The organism is Streptomyces plumbidurans, from assembly GCF_019857225.1.
Lineage (GTDB): Bacteria > Actinomycetota > Actinomycetes > Streptomycetales > Streptomycetaceae > Streptomyces > Streptomyces plumbidurans.
Genome location: NZ_JAFJSY010000004.1, coordinates 156,498 through 168,735 on the forward strand (window position 1 = coordinate 156,498; position 12,238 = coordinate 168,735).

The 12,238-nt window shown below is 70.8% G+C and carries 14 protein-coding genes; 6 read left to right on the forward strand and 8 right to left on the reverse strand.

The genetic code is table 11. The features are described 5' to 3' along the window. Positions 1 to 14 precede the first annotated feature (14 nt). The 3 genes from JYK17_RS03675 to JYK17_RS03685 are packed head-to-tail and all read left to right on the forward strand — an operon-like array spanning position 15 to position 2,553. Entirely contained in the window at positions 15 to 1,379 is a 1,365-nt protein-coding gene (locus tag JYK17_RS03675; protein ID WP_128801180.1) for an MFS transporter, read from the forward strand. Positions 1,380 to 1,426: 47 nt separating this feature from the next. Further along, positions 1,427 to 2,218, forward strand: a complete 792-nt coding sequence (locus JYK17_RS03680; RefSeq protein ID WP_222809743.1) for a carbon-nitrogen hydrolase family protein — start codon at positions 1,427 to 1,429, stop codon at positions 2,216 to 2,218. Next, positions 2,215 to 2,553 (forward strand): cupin domain-containing protein, encoded by a 339-nt coding sequence (locus JYK17_RS03685; RefSeq protein ID WP_222809744.1) that lies wholly within the window; start codon positions 2,215 to 2,217, stop codon positions 2,551 to 2,553. Before JYK17_RS03680 ends, JYK17_RS03685 begins: the two co-directional genes overlap by 4 nt. Before the next feature lie 151 nt (positions 2,554 to 2,704). Here the strand turns inward: JYK17_RS03685 and JYK17_RS03690 are convergent, their stop codons facing one another. From JYK17_RS03690 to JYK17_RS03700, 3 genes are all read right to left on the reverse strand, one after another. Further along, positions 2,705 to 3,055, reverse strand: a complete 351-nt coding sequence (locus tag JYK17_RS03690) for a hypothetical protein (RefSeq protein WP_108012352.1) — start codon at positions 3,053 to 3,055, stop codon at positions 2,705 to 2,707. A gap of 47 nt (positions 3,056 to 3,102) precedes the next feature. Continuing rightward, entirely contained in the window at positions 3,103 to 3,729 is a 627-nt protein-coding gene (locus JYK17_RS03695) for a GntR family transcriptional regulator (RefSeq protein WP_108012353.1), read from the reverse strand. A 128-nt stretch (positions 3,730 to 3,857) separates the two neighbouring features. Then, positions 3,858 to 5,243 carry an MFS transporter gene (locus JYK17_RS03700; protein WP_234548285.1) on the reverse strand — a complete coding sequence of 462 codons (1,386 nt, stop codon included), beginning with the start codon at positions 5,241 to 5,243 and terminating at the stop codon, positions 3,858 to 3,860. Between the two features lie 278 nt (positions 5,244 to 5,521). On the opposite strand from JYK17_RS03700, the gene JYK17_RS03705 reads away from it, so the two are divergent. Next, complete coding sequence (locus JYK17_RS03705; protein ID WP_234548286.1) at positions 5,522 to 6,319, forward strand: IclR family transcriptional regulator; 798 nt, start codon at positions 5,522 to 5,524, stop codon at positions 6,317 to 6,319. 23 nt (positions 6,320 to 6,342) lie between these two features. Here JYK17_RS03705 and JYK17_RS03710 read toward each other — a convergent pair whose 3' ends face one another. The 5 genes from JYK17_RS03710 to JYK17_RS03730 all read right to left on the reverse strand — a co-directional run bounded on the left by JYK17_RS03710 (position 6,343) and on the right by JYK17_RS03730 (position 10,790). Beyond that, positions 6,343 to 7,278, reverse strand: a complete 936-nt coding sequence (locus tag JYK17_RS03710) for a hydroxymethylglutaryl-CoA lyase (protein ID WP_222809746.1) — start codon at positions 7,276 to 7,278, stop codon at positions 6,343 to 6,345. 326 nt (positions 7,279 to 7,604) lie between these two features. Continuing rightward, positions 7,605 to 8,828, reverse strand: coding sequence for a CaiB/BaiF CoA transferase family protein (locus JYK17_RS03715; RefSeq protein ID WP_108012356.1), 1,224 nt, complete (start codon positions 8,826 to 8,828; stop codon positions 7,605 to 7,607). Positions 8,829 to 9,045: 217 nt separating this feature from the next. Continuing rightward, a complete protein-coding gene (locus JYK17_RS03720) occupies positions 9,046 to 9,540 on the reverse strand; it encodes a peptidylprolyl isomerase (protein WP_108012357.1) in 495 nt (164 codons plus the stop codon). Between the two features lie 69 nt (positions 9,541 to 9,609). Then, on the reverse strand, positions 9,610 to 10,272 hold the full coding sequence (locus tag JYK17_RS03725) for a DUF6624 domain-containing protein (protein WP_308011636.1): 663 nt from the start codon (positions 10,270 to 10,272) through the stop codon (positions 9,610 to 9,612). Then, positions 10,269 to 10,790: an ATP-binding protein gene (locus tag JYK17_RS03730; protein WP_222809747.1), complete on the reverse strand. Its 522-nt coding sequence runs from the start codon at positions 10,788 to 10,790 to the stop codon at positions 10,269 to 10,271. The genes JYK17_RS03725 and JYK17_RS03730 overlap by 4 nt, the downstream gene beginning before the upstream one ends. A gap of 274 nt (positions 10,791 to 11,064) precedes the next feature. Here JYK17_RS03730 and JYK17_RS03735 point away from each other — a divergent pair, with 274 nt between their 5' ends. Both JYK17_RS03735 and JYK17_RS03740 read left to right on the forward strand, forming a co-directional pair. Beyond that, positions 11,065 to 11,931 carry a Sco1979 family transcriptional regulator gene (locus tag JYK17_RS03735; RefSeq protein ID WP_181362462.1) on the forward strand — a complete coding sequence of 289 codons (867 nt, stop codon included), beginning with the start codon at positions 11,065 to 11,067 and terminating at the stop codon, positions 11,929 to 11,931. Between the two features lie 3 nt (positions 11,932 to 11,934). Continuing rightward, positions 11,935 to 12,180 (forward strand): DUF397 domain-containing protein, encoded by a 246-nt coding sequence (locus JYK17_RS03740; protein WP_108012359.1) that lies wholly within the window; start codon positions 11,935 to 11,937, stop codon positions 12,178 to 12,180. Positions 12,181 to 12,238 lie beyond the last annotated feature (58 nt).

Here is a 12,238-nt window from a genome sequence, read left to right on the forward strand (position 1 = left end):
CAAGGATGGGAACCATGCCCCGCACCCCGAAGGACGACCTGAACGCGTCCGCCCGGCACTCCGGCGTCCGCCGGGCGTTCGTCGCGAGCCTGACCGGAACAGCGCTGGAGTGGTACGACTTCGCCGTCTACTCCGCCGCGGCCGCCCTGGTCTTCGGCGACCTCTTCTTCCCCTCCGAGGACCCGCTCACCGGCACGCTCCTGGCGTTCTCCACCTACGCGGTCGGCTACGTCTCCCGCCCGCTGGGCGGCTTCGTGTTCGGCCGTCTCGGCGACGTCATCGGCCGCAAGAGGGTGCTGATGGCCACGCTGGTCCTCATCGGCGCGGCCACCTTCCTGATCGGCGTCCTGCCCGCGTACTCGACGGTCGGCGTCGCCGCCCCGATCGCCCTGGTCGTGCTGCGCTTCGCCCAGGGCGTCGGCGTCGGCGGCGAGTGGGGCGGAGCCGTCCTGCTGTCCAGCGAGTTCGGGGACCCGCGCCGTCGCGGCTTCTACGCCTCCGCCGCGCAGGTCGGCCCTCCCGCCGGGAACCTGCTGGCCAACGGCGTCCTGGCCGCCCTCGGCGCGCTGCTGACCGAGGCGCAGTTCGAGTCCTGGGGCTGGCGCGTGGCCTTCCTGCTCTCCGGCGTCCTGGTCGCGTTCGGGCTGTGGGTGCGGGCGAAGCTGGAGGAGACGCCGGTGTTCAAGGCGATGGCGGCGGAGCACTCCCGCCCCGAGGCGCCGATCCGCGAGGTCTTCACCACCCAGCCCCGCGCCCTGCTCGCCGCGATCCTGTGCCGCGTCGGCCCCGACGTGCTGTACGCCATGTTCACGGTCTTCGTCCTGACGTACGCCACCAAGGAACTCGGCATGTCGCGCGGCTCCGCTCTCGCGGCCGTCCTCATCGGCTCCACCCTGCAGGTCTTCCTGATGCCGCTGGCCGGTGCCCTCTCCGACCGCGTCAACCGGCGGCTGCTGTCCGGCGGTGCGGCGGTGGCCTCCGCCGTGTGGCCCTTCCTGTTCTTCCCGATGATCGGCGGCGGCAGCTGGCTGCCGCTCGCCGCCGGTGTGGTCGTCGGCCTCGTGATCCACTGCTGCCTCTACGGCCCGCAGGCCGCCTTCATCGCGGAGCAGTTCTCGCCCCGCCTGCGCTACACCGGCTCCTCACTCGCGTACACCCTGGCCGGGATCATCGGCGGCGCGATCGCCCCGCTGCTGTTCACCACCCTGCTGAGCGTCTACGGCACCTGGGTGCCGCTGGCCGCGTACATCGCCGTCGCCTCGGCCGTCTCCCTCGCCGGGGTCTGTCTGGGCCGCGACCCCGAGGCCGCCGTGGACGAGGACGCCGTACTCGCCGCGCCGAAGACGCGCACGGCGCCGGACACCACCCGCACCCACTGACCCCCGAACCCCGAGTCCCCGCCGCACCTCCGAGGAGGAACCGCGTCATGCGGATCGCTTTGAGCCAGCTCACCACCGGCCCAGACCCCGGCAAGAACCTCCGTCTCCTGGAGGAATGGACCCACCGCGCGGCAGCCGACAAAGCCCGCGTCGTCGTCTTCCCGGAGGCGTCGATGGCCTGCTTCGGCACGCCCCTGGCCCCGCTCGCCGAACCCCTGGACGGCCCCTGGGCCGAGGGCGTACGGCAGATCGCACAGGCCACCGGCACGGTGGTCGTGGCCGGCATGTTCACCCCGGCCTCCGGCGGCAGGGTGGCCAACACCCTGCTGGCCACCGGACCCGGCGTCGAGGCGTCGTACGACAAGATCCACCTCTACGACGCCTTCGGCTACCGCGAGTCCGACAGCGTCGCGGCGGGATCGGCCCCGACGCTGATCGACGTGGACGGCGTACGGCTGGGCCTGGCCACCTGCTATGACGTCCGCTTCCCGGAGCTGTTTCGGGCACACGCCGACGCGGGAGCCGTCGGCACCCTGCTCGCCGCCTCCTGGGGCGCGGGGCCCGGCAAGCCGGAACAGTGGGAGCTGCTGGTGCGAGCCCGTGCGCTGGACGCCACCGTGTGGCTCGCCGCCGTCGGTCAGGCCGAGCCCGGGGGCGAGCCGGGTACCGCGCCGACCGGCATCGGGCACAGCCGCATCGTCGGACCCGACGGCACGGTCCGCTACGCGCTGGGCGCCGAGCCCGATCTGCTGGTGGCCGACCTGGACTTCGACGAGGTCGCCGCCGTACGGCAGAAGACGTCCGTACTGGCCAACCGGCGCCCGGAGTTGTGGCGATGAGCAAGCCCGAGCTGGAGTTCCATCTCCCGGACGGATTGTGGATCGCCCCTGTGGGGGCGGGCCCCGGCGTCGAGGAGCGCGTCCTGGCCGACGACCCCGAGAGCGGCTGCCGCACCGCGCTCGTCCGCTGGGCGCCCGGCACCGACACCTCGGACGGCGGCGTGGCACGCCACGACTTCTGGGAGGAGGTCTACCTCGTCGAGGGCGCCCTGCACGACCTGACCCTGGACCGCACCTTCACCGCGGGCATGTACGCCTGCCGCCCACCGGGCATGCCGCACGGCCCCTGGACCACCGAGGACGGCGTGACCATGCTCGTGATCACCTACCCCTGACCGGACGTCGAGGACAGGACTCCTCGCCCCATTCGCCGCTACCTGCGCGGACGGCAGATCCAGCACATTATCCCCGAGCCGAACAGCCGAACAGCCGAACAGCCGGCCAACGATCCGACCGTGGCTCAGTACGTGACCGGGCAGCTGGGACTCACAACCACCGCTGTGCCGCCTCGACGCTGTCCCCGCCGCTGGTGTTGAACGCGATCGCAGCCTGGGGCGCATGGCGCCGGACCAGGTTCACGATCTGTTCGAAGAGCGGAAGCAGCGGCTCGGCCTTGCGGATCCCGCCGCCGACGACAACGACATCCCACGGCTGCTCGGTCAACGAGGCGACGAGGGTGGACTCGGCCGATTCGTCGAACACGAGCAGCGTCATGGCCGCGTCGATGCCGTGCTCACCGAACCGTCCCAACTCCGCGTCGAGCGCCGCACGAAGGGCCTCTCCGTCAACACCGGGTATCGCTTGCGGGTCGTAACCGACGACGAGTGCAGAAGACATGCGGCCAACCTACCGAGCCCTGCCCGAACATGATCCGCCGGACAGGGCTACCCCGCGAGCAGCACCTTCAGCGTCGACTCCAGGTGGTGGTCGATGGCGGCGCACGCGGCCTGTGCGTCGCCGGCGGCCAGGGCGTCCAGGATCGCCTCGTGTTCCTGCAGTACGGCCTCCTGCCGGCCCTGCTGGTTGAACAGGGCGACCACGCCGGCGCGGACCTGGCGGCTGCGCAGTCCGTCGTAGTGGCGGTCCAGGAGGCTGTTGCCGACGGCGGAGATCAGTGCCGAGTGGAAGCGGTGGTCGACGTCGATGAACTCCTTGGCGTCCTCGGCGCCGGTCAGCTCGCGCTGCTGCTCCAGCAGCGACCGCAGCTCCGCCACCGGCGGGCGTCCGGCGGAGACCAACTGCTCGGCGGCGTACCGCTCGACGATGGCGCGCAGCTCCATGAGCTCGCGGATCTCCCGCCCCGTCAGCGGCGCCACCCGCGCGCCCCGCTTGGGCACCAGCTCGACCAGATCCTCGGCCGCGAGCTGCAGCAGCGCCTCGCGAATGGGCGTGCGGGAGACACCGATACGGTCGGCGAGCTCCTGCTCCGACAGGAACGCCCCCTGCATGTCGGGATCCGACAGCACCGTGTCCTTGAGATACGCGTACGCCTTCTCCCGGCCCGACGCCACGGCAACCCCCACAGCTCGCATACAGCTTGTATACGGACGCTACGACGCTACCATGTGCCACCCTCAGCAGCCCCGGCCCGCCCGAGAGGCCGACGGGAGGACCGGAGCCGGTGGGGGTGGCCGGGTGGTCAGTGCTCGGCGGCGGCCGCGTCCAGCGGGACCCCGGCGCCCGGAGCGGTCGCGAGCCCCGGAGAGGTGAGCTCCTCGAGCGAGCGGCCGGTGGTCCGCGGGCCGAGCAGGCCGATGTCGACGATGACCGCCGCCATCGCGCAGGCGATGAAGACGAAGACCGCGTTGGCGCCGTGGTTCAGCAGCAGCGGCAGCAGGACGTACGGCATGACCGCGGAGGCGAGGCGGCTGAGCGAGTAGGCGCCGCCCGCGCCCGTGGCGCGCAGCCGGGTGGGGAAGAGCTCGCCCTGGTACACGTGGTAGGCGTTGGAGAAGAGGTTGCTCACCAAGGTGTAGCAGAAGCCGAAGGCGACGATCATCGCGGTGTTCTGGGCGTAGCCGAAGCCCAGGCCGAAGGCGAGCATGCCGAAGGCGGACAGCATGATCAGTGTCTTGCGCTCGACCCGCTCGATGACGAACACCGACAGCAGGGAGCCGATCGGGTAGCCCACGAAGGACAGGGAGCTGAAGGTCAGGCTGTGGACGATGTCGTAGCCCTTGCTGGCCAGCACCAGCGGGGCCAGGGTGCCGAAGCCGTAGTAGCCGAAGACCTGCAGGATCTGGAAGATCACCAGCATCACCGAACGGGACCGCCAGGGCGGCTGGGCCAGTTGGCGCAGCGAGGCCTTCTCGGGAACCGTCGCCGGCGCCTCGGCCTCCGGGTCGGTCGGGCCATTGGGGCCGGTCGGGCTCGTCGCGGCGGCGGTGTTGCGGTGGGCCGACTCCTCGAAGATGCGCACGACGCGGTCGGCCTCCTCGTGCCGCCCCATCGCCTCCAGCCAGCGCGGCGACTCCGGGAGGCCGCGGCGCAGGACCCAGCACAGCGCCGCACCGACCCCGCCGATCACGAACATCCAGCGCCACCCGGCCACGCCCAGATAGGTGTCCGGCACGATGTTCAGCGCGAGGAAGCCGGCGAGCGGCACGCCGCAGAAGCCGACCGTGTACGCCCAGCCGATGAGACGCCCGCGGTGGCGTGCGGGCAGCAGGTCCGAGAGATAGGCGTCGCACAGCGGCAGCTCGCCGCCGATGCCGAGACCGGCCAGGAAGCGGCAGACGATCAGCATCTCGACATTCGGACTGAACGCCGCGAGTACCGAGAAGGCCGAGTAGACGGCCAGGGTGAGATAGAAGGCCCTGCGGCGGCCGAGGCGGTCGGCGATGCGGGACATGACGACCGCGCCGACGAAGGCCCCGACGAAGGCGGAGGCCAGCAGCGGCTTGAGCTGGTCCGCGCCGACCTGGAAGTCGTCCTTGAGCGCGGTGCTGACCGTGCCTGCGAGAAACACCTCGTAAAGGTCGAAGAAGATACCCAGGCCGACCACGAGGACGGCCATGAGATGCATGCGGGTGATGGGTAGGCGATCGAGCCTGGTGGCAACCGAGGCGTCCTTCACGGGCCCTCCAGCGAGCGGTGGTGAGTTGTAGACTCACAATGTGGTTCGACTCATGCTGAAGGTGCAATGGTCTGACGTCAATGGGTCGGCGGCCACGGTCTGAAGAAAAGTCCCGCGGCGGGGCGCGCGGCACCGCGGCGGAGCCCGGCCGGGGCGGCGCTCAGTAACCTTGGCCCGGGCAGCACGGATCCGCGGAGGACGGGCGCCCGGGGGAGAGGAGACCAGTGGTGAGTGCGGGCGAGAAGGTGGGTGCGGGCGAGAAGAGCGGCATTCCGCCGATCCTGGTGCTGCAGAAGTTCCGCCAGGTCCTGGAGTGCTTCACGATCGCGGAGCCCTGTCTCACGTTGCAGCAGATCACCAGGAAAACGGGACTGCCGGCCAGCACCAGCCAGCGCCTGGTCCACAACCTGGTCCGGGAGGGGTTCCTGGACCGGGACGAGGACGGTTACCGCATCGGTCTCGGACTGGTGCGCTGGGCGGCCCCCGGCACCTTCGGCCTGGACATGGTGCGCCTGACCCGCCCGTCGCTGCAGGACCTGCGGGACTCCACCGGCGAGACGGCCTGTCTCTACGTGCGCGACGGCGCCTACCGCACGGTGGTCTCCATCGCGGACACCCACCACGTCGTCATGCGGCTGTTCATGGTGGGCATGGTGATGGCCCTGCACGCGGGCTCGGCGGGAAAGGTCTTCATGGCCTACGACCCGCTGGCCCGCTCCGCGGCCGTCAGCCACGGCCTCAGCCGGCACACGGCCCGCACCGTCGTCGACATCGACCTGCTCGACCAGCAGCTGGAGGAGATCCGCAAGCTCGGCTACGCGGCCTCCTTCGAGGAACGCGACCTGGGCGCGGCCTCGGTCAGCGCCCCGGTCTTCGGGCTCACCGGTGAACTCGTCGCGGTGCTCGGCATCGGCGCGCCGACGCAGCGGCTGACCCCCTCCGACGTCGGTGAGCTGGCGCCGAAGGTGGTGGCCGCCGCGGAGGACGCCTCACGCCGGCTCGGCTACCGCCCCGGAACCCGCTGACCGAGCGAATCCCCGGCCCGGGCTCAGACGCGCAGTGCCACGGGAGCCGCCGGCACGGACGAGAGCGCGGACTCCAGCTTTCTGCCGAGCAGGACATGCAGCTGGTCGCGTACGGCCACCAGCTTGGCGGCGTCGACTCCGGTGGCGATGCCGACGTTGTGGAAGAGGTTGACCAGGTCGTCGGTGGCGATGTTGCCCGCCGCCCCGGGCGCGAACGGGCAGCCGCCGATCCCGCCGAGCGCCGCGTCGAAGCGGCGCACGCCCAGCTGGACGCCCTCCCACGCGTTGGCCGAGGCCATGCCGTAGGTGTTGTGCAGATGCAGCCCGAGCGACTGGGCGGGCAGCGCGGCGCGCACCTCGGAGACCGTACGGCGGATGTGCGCCGGACTCGCCGCGCCGATCGTGTCGGCGAGGTGGATCACCTTCGCGCCCAGCTCGACCAGTCGGTGGGCCACGTCCACGACCCGCCGCGGCGCGGTCTGGCCGTCGTAGGGGCAGACGAACGCCGTCGCGATCGACGCCTCGATCCGGATGCCGCGCTCGGTCAGCAGCCGGGCGCAGGGCTCCAGCCGCTCCAGGGCGCCCCGGGTGTCCGTGCCGGCGTTCGCCCTGCTGTGGCCGTCGCTCGCGGAGACGACGAAGCGCACGTGCCGGGCTCCCGCGGCGATCGCGCGCCGGGCGCCGCGCTCGTTGAAGACCAGCGTGTGCAGGGCGGCGTCCGTGCCCGGCTGCAGGGCGGCCACGAGCGGATCGGTGTCCGCCATCTGCGGCACCTTCTCCGGGTGGACGAAGGCCCCCACCTCCAGCGACGTCAGACCGGCCTCGATGAGGCCGTGCGCCAGCCGGATCTTGTCGGACGTCGGCACGCTGACGGGCTCGATCTGCAGGCCGTCGCGCAGCAGGACGTCGGTGATGAGCACTTGCTCGACCGGCTCCTGCGCCGCTGGTCCGGTGGTCACGGGTCCGGGCGTTGCGGATCCGGGCGTCCTGGGTCCGGTCGTCCTGGGTCCGGGCGTCACGGGTCCGGTCGTCCTGGGTCCGGTCGTCCTGGGTCCGGGCGTCACGGGTCCGGGCGTCGCGGGTCCGGGCGTCGCGGATCCGGTCGTCCTGGATCCGGGCGTCGCGGGTCTGGGCGTCGCGGGTCCGGGCGTCGCGGATCCGGTCGTCCTGGATCCGGGCGTCGCGGATCCGGTCGTCACGGGTCCGGGCGTCCCGGAACCGGGCGTCCCGGAATCGCTCGTGACGGATCCGGTCGTCTCCGTACCGGTCGTCTCGGAACCCGTCATCACAGCACCCCCTGCGCACGCAGCCGCTCGCGCCGGGCCGCGCCGACGCCGAGCGAGTCCAGGACGGCATCGGTGTGTTCACCCAGGTCGGGGCCGAGCCACCGGGTGCTGCCCGGACGGTCCTCGAACCGGGGCACGACCCCGGGGAAGACCACCTCCGCCTTCTCGTCGGCGCTCACGGCGACCGGATGCCTCTCGTGCATGCCCCGGGCGCGGAAGTGCGGGTCGTCGAGGATGTCGGCGGCGGTGTAGATGGGGCCGCCCGGAACCGCGGCTTCCGTCAGCGCCTCGAGTACGTCGGCGCAGGGCAGCGAGGCGGTCCAGGCGCTGATCGCGTCGTCCAGTTCCTCGGCCCGGGCCACCCGTCCGGCGTTGTCCGCGAGCGCGGGGTCCTCGGCCAGGTCGGGGCGGCCGACCAGCCGCATCAGCCGCCGGTAGATGGCGTCGCCGTTGCCGCTGATCACCGCGTATTTGCCGTCCGCGCACCGGTAGGTGTTGGAGGGCACCACGCCGGGCAGGGCGCTGCCCGTGCGCTCGCGCTCGACGCCGTACGCGTCGAAGTCCGGGACCAGGGACTCCATCAGCGAGTAGATGCCCTCGTAGAGCGCCACGTCCACGGTGTCGCCGTGGCCGTCGCGGCCGCGCCGGTGCAGCGCCATCAGGGCGCCGATCACCGCGTACAGCCCGGCGATCTGGTCGGCGATGCTGATGCCGACCCGGGTCGGCGCGCGGTCCGGGTAGCCGGTCAGGTTCCGCAGCCCGCCCACCGCCTCGGCGACCCCGCCGAAGCCCGGGCGGTCGCGGTAGGGCCCGCTCTGGCCGTACCCGGAGATCCGCACGAGGACGGCCCGCGGGTTGGCGCGCCGGATCTCCTCCGGGCCCAGGCCCCAGCGCTCCAGGGTGCCGGGCCTGAAGTTCTCCAGCACTACGTCGCACTCGCGGATCAGGTCGAGACAGAGCGCGCGGCCCTCGTCCGTGCGCAGGTCCAGGGTCACCGACCGCTTGTTGCGGTTCATCACGCGAAACAGCAGTGAGGTGTCGCCGCCGTGCAGCCGCCAGCGCCTCAACTCGTCGCCGGTGCCGGGTCGTTCGACCTTCACCACGTCCGCCCCGAAGTCCGCGAACAGCCGTCCGGCGGACGGCGCCGCGATAAAGCTGCCGAGCTCCAGGACGCGGAGTCCGGCCAGGACGTCGTCGGAACCGACGGATCGCTGCCTGCTCATCCCGCACACCCTTCCTTGTCTGCTACTCACATTCCGAGTGGTGCACTCATAATGTGAGCGCGCTTCGAGAGCGGTCAACCGGTGTCCACCCAGCGGACAGGCGATGAGACGGGAGTCGGCCGGAGCCGGGCAACAAAAGGGCCGGGCAGTGGCGCGGCTCCGTCACCCGAGTGACGGGACCGCTGCCGACTGCCCGGCCGGGTCCGAAAGAGGAGGACTAGGCGACTACGCCCGAGTCCTCGATGACGATCTTCTTCGAGGTCGTGCCCGAGCGGCTGCCCAGGGCCTCGACGGCCTTGACGACGTCCTCGCCCTCGACGACCTCGCCGAAGACGACGTGCTTGCCGTCCAGCCACGGCGTCACGATCGTGGTGATGAAGAACTGCGAGCCGTTGGTGCCGGGGCCCGCGTTGGCCATGCTGAGCAGGAACGGCCTGTCGTGCTTGAGCTGGAAGTTCTCGTCCGCGAACTTCTCGCCGTAGATGCTCTTGCCGCCGGTGCCGTTGCCGTTGGTGAAGTCGCCGCCCTGCAGCATGAACTCGGGGATGACCCGGTGGAAGGGCGCGCCCTTGTAACCGAACCCGTTCTGGCCGGTCGCCAGCTCACGGAAGTTGCGCGCCGTCTTCGGCACGACGTCGTCGAACAGCCGGAAGACGACGCGGCCGAGCTTCTCGCCGTTGGCCGAAATTTCGAAATACACGTTCTCGCTCATGGCTCTGATTCTCCACATCAGGCGCGCCCAGGTCGAACGGGCCCGGCGCAAAAGGGGTGCCCCGCGTCGTCAGCCCGTGATGCGCAGGGCCTGCAGCTGCTCCTGGAGCGGGCCGAGACCGACATCGCTGCGGCGCTCGTCGACGCTCTGCGGATGGCGGATCGGATACGGGCGCAGCGTTCTGGGGCTGATCCGCGTGCCGTAGTACTGGGGCTGGCCCAGATCGACCGCGCACTGGTCCGCGACATAGGCGAAGTGGATGGCGGGCGTGTGCCCGTCCGCGGTGGCCAGCGCGATCAGATCGCGGCACCGCAGGCGGAAGCCGAGGTCGGGGGAGTGCAGCAGGATCATCACGGCCGCCGTCGACGCGGGCGATCCGACCAGGTCGGCGTGCGGCCACCCGTACCGGGCGACGATCGCCGCAAGGGCCTCGGCGTTGTCCCGGTGGCACTGGGCGATCCGGTGCCGCCGCAGCGGCGCGGGATCCTCCTGCGCCTGCCGCATCAACTCCCTGTCCTGCTCCGCCCTGCCCAGCAACTCGACGGCGAGCGCCGCCACATCGTCCGGCACCTGCGCCTTCGGGGCGAGCGTGGTGGTCTCCGTCGGTACGCCGTCACGGACTTCACCGCTCGCGGCCTGTCGACCGACCGGCGTGCCGGCTGCGTCGTCGCCCGGCCGTCCCGTCGGCAGGCCGGCTGCGTCGTCGTTGCGACGTCCCGTCGTGCCCCTCACGGTGCCACCTCCCGGCGCGTCATCGTGAACCACACCCGTTTGCCCGGTCTGCCCGGTTCGGGAGGTGCGATTCCCCAGTTGTCGGTCAGGGCCGAGACGATGGCCAGACCACGGCCCGACTCGGCGCACGCATCCGTCGTCTGCGGTCGGGGCGGTACGGGGGAGCGGTCGGCGACGATCACGCGGAGCGAGTGCTCGGTGCATTCGACGGCGACGGTGACGGTGTCGCCGGGGCCGAGGCCGGCATGTCTGACGGCGTTCGCGAAGAGTTCGCCGGTGGCCAGGGCCGCGTTGTCGATCTGCTCGGGGTGCGGCAGCACGGTCGCGAGGCGGTCGGCGACCGTGCGCCGTACCGCGGCGGCCCAGGAGGGGTCGGCCGGGAAGGTCGAGCGAAGGAGTTCGTTCGCGGCGGTGTTCGCAGTTCGGGCCCGAACCGCCGCCCTGGGGGCGAACGTTCCGTCACCATCGTGGACCCGTAAGAGCGACGGCGCGCGGCGCTGTGCCCTGGATGCCGTCATCGAACCTCCTTCGTACACAGCCCTGTTGTGGGGTGGCTGCAGCGGTGGCCGTGATGAGAACGGCAGACCCGTCGGAACATCAGTTCCCTTGGCCTCAACGGCCGTTGGGCACCACATGAGCGCTCTGTACGACAGGTCACGGGTTAACTATGGCCTTCTGCAAACTCAGCCCGCAACCTTCATTCCGATAATTTCAGATCTATCGCATCGTTCTGTCGGAGTCGTCCGAGCCGTGGCACACTGCAGAGCGTGACGGCCGTTCAGGAGGTTGAACGTGACCGATAACCGCTCGGGCGGCAGCGCGCCGACCGTCCTGCGCATCGTTCTCGGCAGACGTCTGCGGACCCTGCGCGAGCAGGCCGGTGTGTCGTTCGAGGATGCGGCGAGGGCCATCGAGGTGACCCCTTTGACGGTCCGCCGGATCGAGAAGGCCGAGGTGGGGCTGCGGATCCCGTACGTCAGGGAACTGCTGCACCTCTACGGGGTCCCGAAAGGGGAGATCGACGACTTCCTCGGCCTGGCCAGGGAGGCCAACCAGCCCGGGTGGTGGTACTCGTACCGCGACGTACTGCCCGAGTGGTTCAAGGCCTACGTCAGCCTGGAGAGCGAAGCCAGCGTCATCCGGCTCTACGAACCCCACTACGTCCCGGGCCTGTTGCAGACGCGCGACTACGCCGCCGCGCTGCTGCACGTCGGCTTCCCCAACGAACCCAAGGAGGAGATCGACCGCCGCGTGTCCCTGCGCCTGAGGCGCCAGGACCTCCTCACCAAGCCGGACGCCCCGACCCTCTGGGCCATCCTGGACGAGACGGTACTGCGCCGGCCCGTCGGCGGGACCGAGGTGATGCGGGCTCAGATAGGCCATCTGATCGAGGCCTTGGCCAGGCCCAAGGTCCGCTTACAGATCATGCCCGTGTCCGTGGGCGCCCACCCCGGTGCCTTCGGTCCCTTCCACCACTTCCGCTTCGGATTCTCCGAACTGCCCGACGTCGTCTACACCGAGAACCTGACCGGCGCCGTCTACGTCGACCGGCCCGAGGACGTCGTCTCCTATCTCGAAGTGCTGGACCGGATGTCCGTTCAGGCGGAGCCGGTTGCACGAACCAGGGACATCCTGGGTGAACTGCGTAAGGAGCTGTGATCCATGGGATCCAAGGACCGCATCTACAGTGGAATGCCCGCCATCGATCTGGGAGCCGAGGGCTGGCACAAGCCCTGGAGCGGGACCAACGGCGGCAGTTGCGTGGAAGCCAAGCGACTGTCCGACGGCCGCGTCGCCTTCCGCCAGTCCACCAACCCCGACGGACCCGCACTCGTCTACACCCGCGACGAGATGATCTCCTTCCTGGAAGGCGCCAAGGCCGGCCAGGCGGACTTCCTCGTCGCCTGAACGACCGCGCCCGACCCCGCGAACGGACGACCGGACACGCCCGCACGGCAACCTCAGT

Excerpts from the sequence above, each read along its gene's own strand:
- JYK17_RS03675 (WP_128801180.1), top strand. The coding sequence starts at position 15 with ATGCCCCGCACCCCGAAGGACGACCTGAACGCGTCCGCCCGGCACTCC.
- JYK17_RS03680 (WP_222809743.1), top strand. The coding sequence starts at position 1,427 with ATGCGGATCGCTTTGAGCCAGCTCACCACCGGCCCAGACCCCGGCAAG.
- JYK17_RS03685 (WP_222809744.1), top strand. The coding sequence starts at position 2,215 with ATGAGCAAGCCCGAGCTGGAGTTCCATCTCCCGGACGGATTGTGGATC.
- JYK17_RS03690 (WP_108012352.1), bottom strand. The coding sequence starts at position 3,055 with ATGTCTTCTGCACTCGTCGTCGGTTACGACCCGCAAGCGATACCCGGT.
- JYK17_RS03700 (WP_234548285.1), bottom strand. The coding sequence starts at position 5,243 with ATGCATCTCATGGCCGTCCTCGTGGTCGGCCTGGGTATCTTCTTCGAC.
- JYK17_RS03715 (WP_108012356.1), bottom strand. The coding sequence starts at position 8,828 with ATGAGCAGGCAGCGATCCGTCGGTTCCGACGACGTCCTGGCCGGACTC.
- JYK17_RS03720 (WP_108012357.1), bottom strand. The coding sequence starts at position 9,540 with ATGAGCGAGAACGTGTATTTCGAAATTTCGGCCAACGGCGAGAAGCTC.
- JYK17_RS03730 (WP_222809747.1), bottom strand. The coding sequence starts at position 10,790 with ATGACGGCATCCAGGGCACAGCGCCGCGCGCCGTCGCTCTTACGGGTC.
- JYK17_RS03740 (WP_108012359.1), top strand. The coding sequence starts at position 11,935 with ATGGGATCCAAGGACCGCATCTACAGTGGAATGCCCGCCATCGATCTG.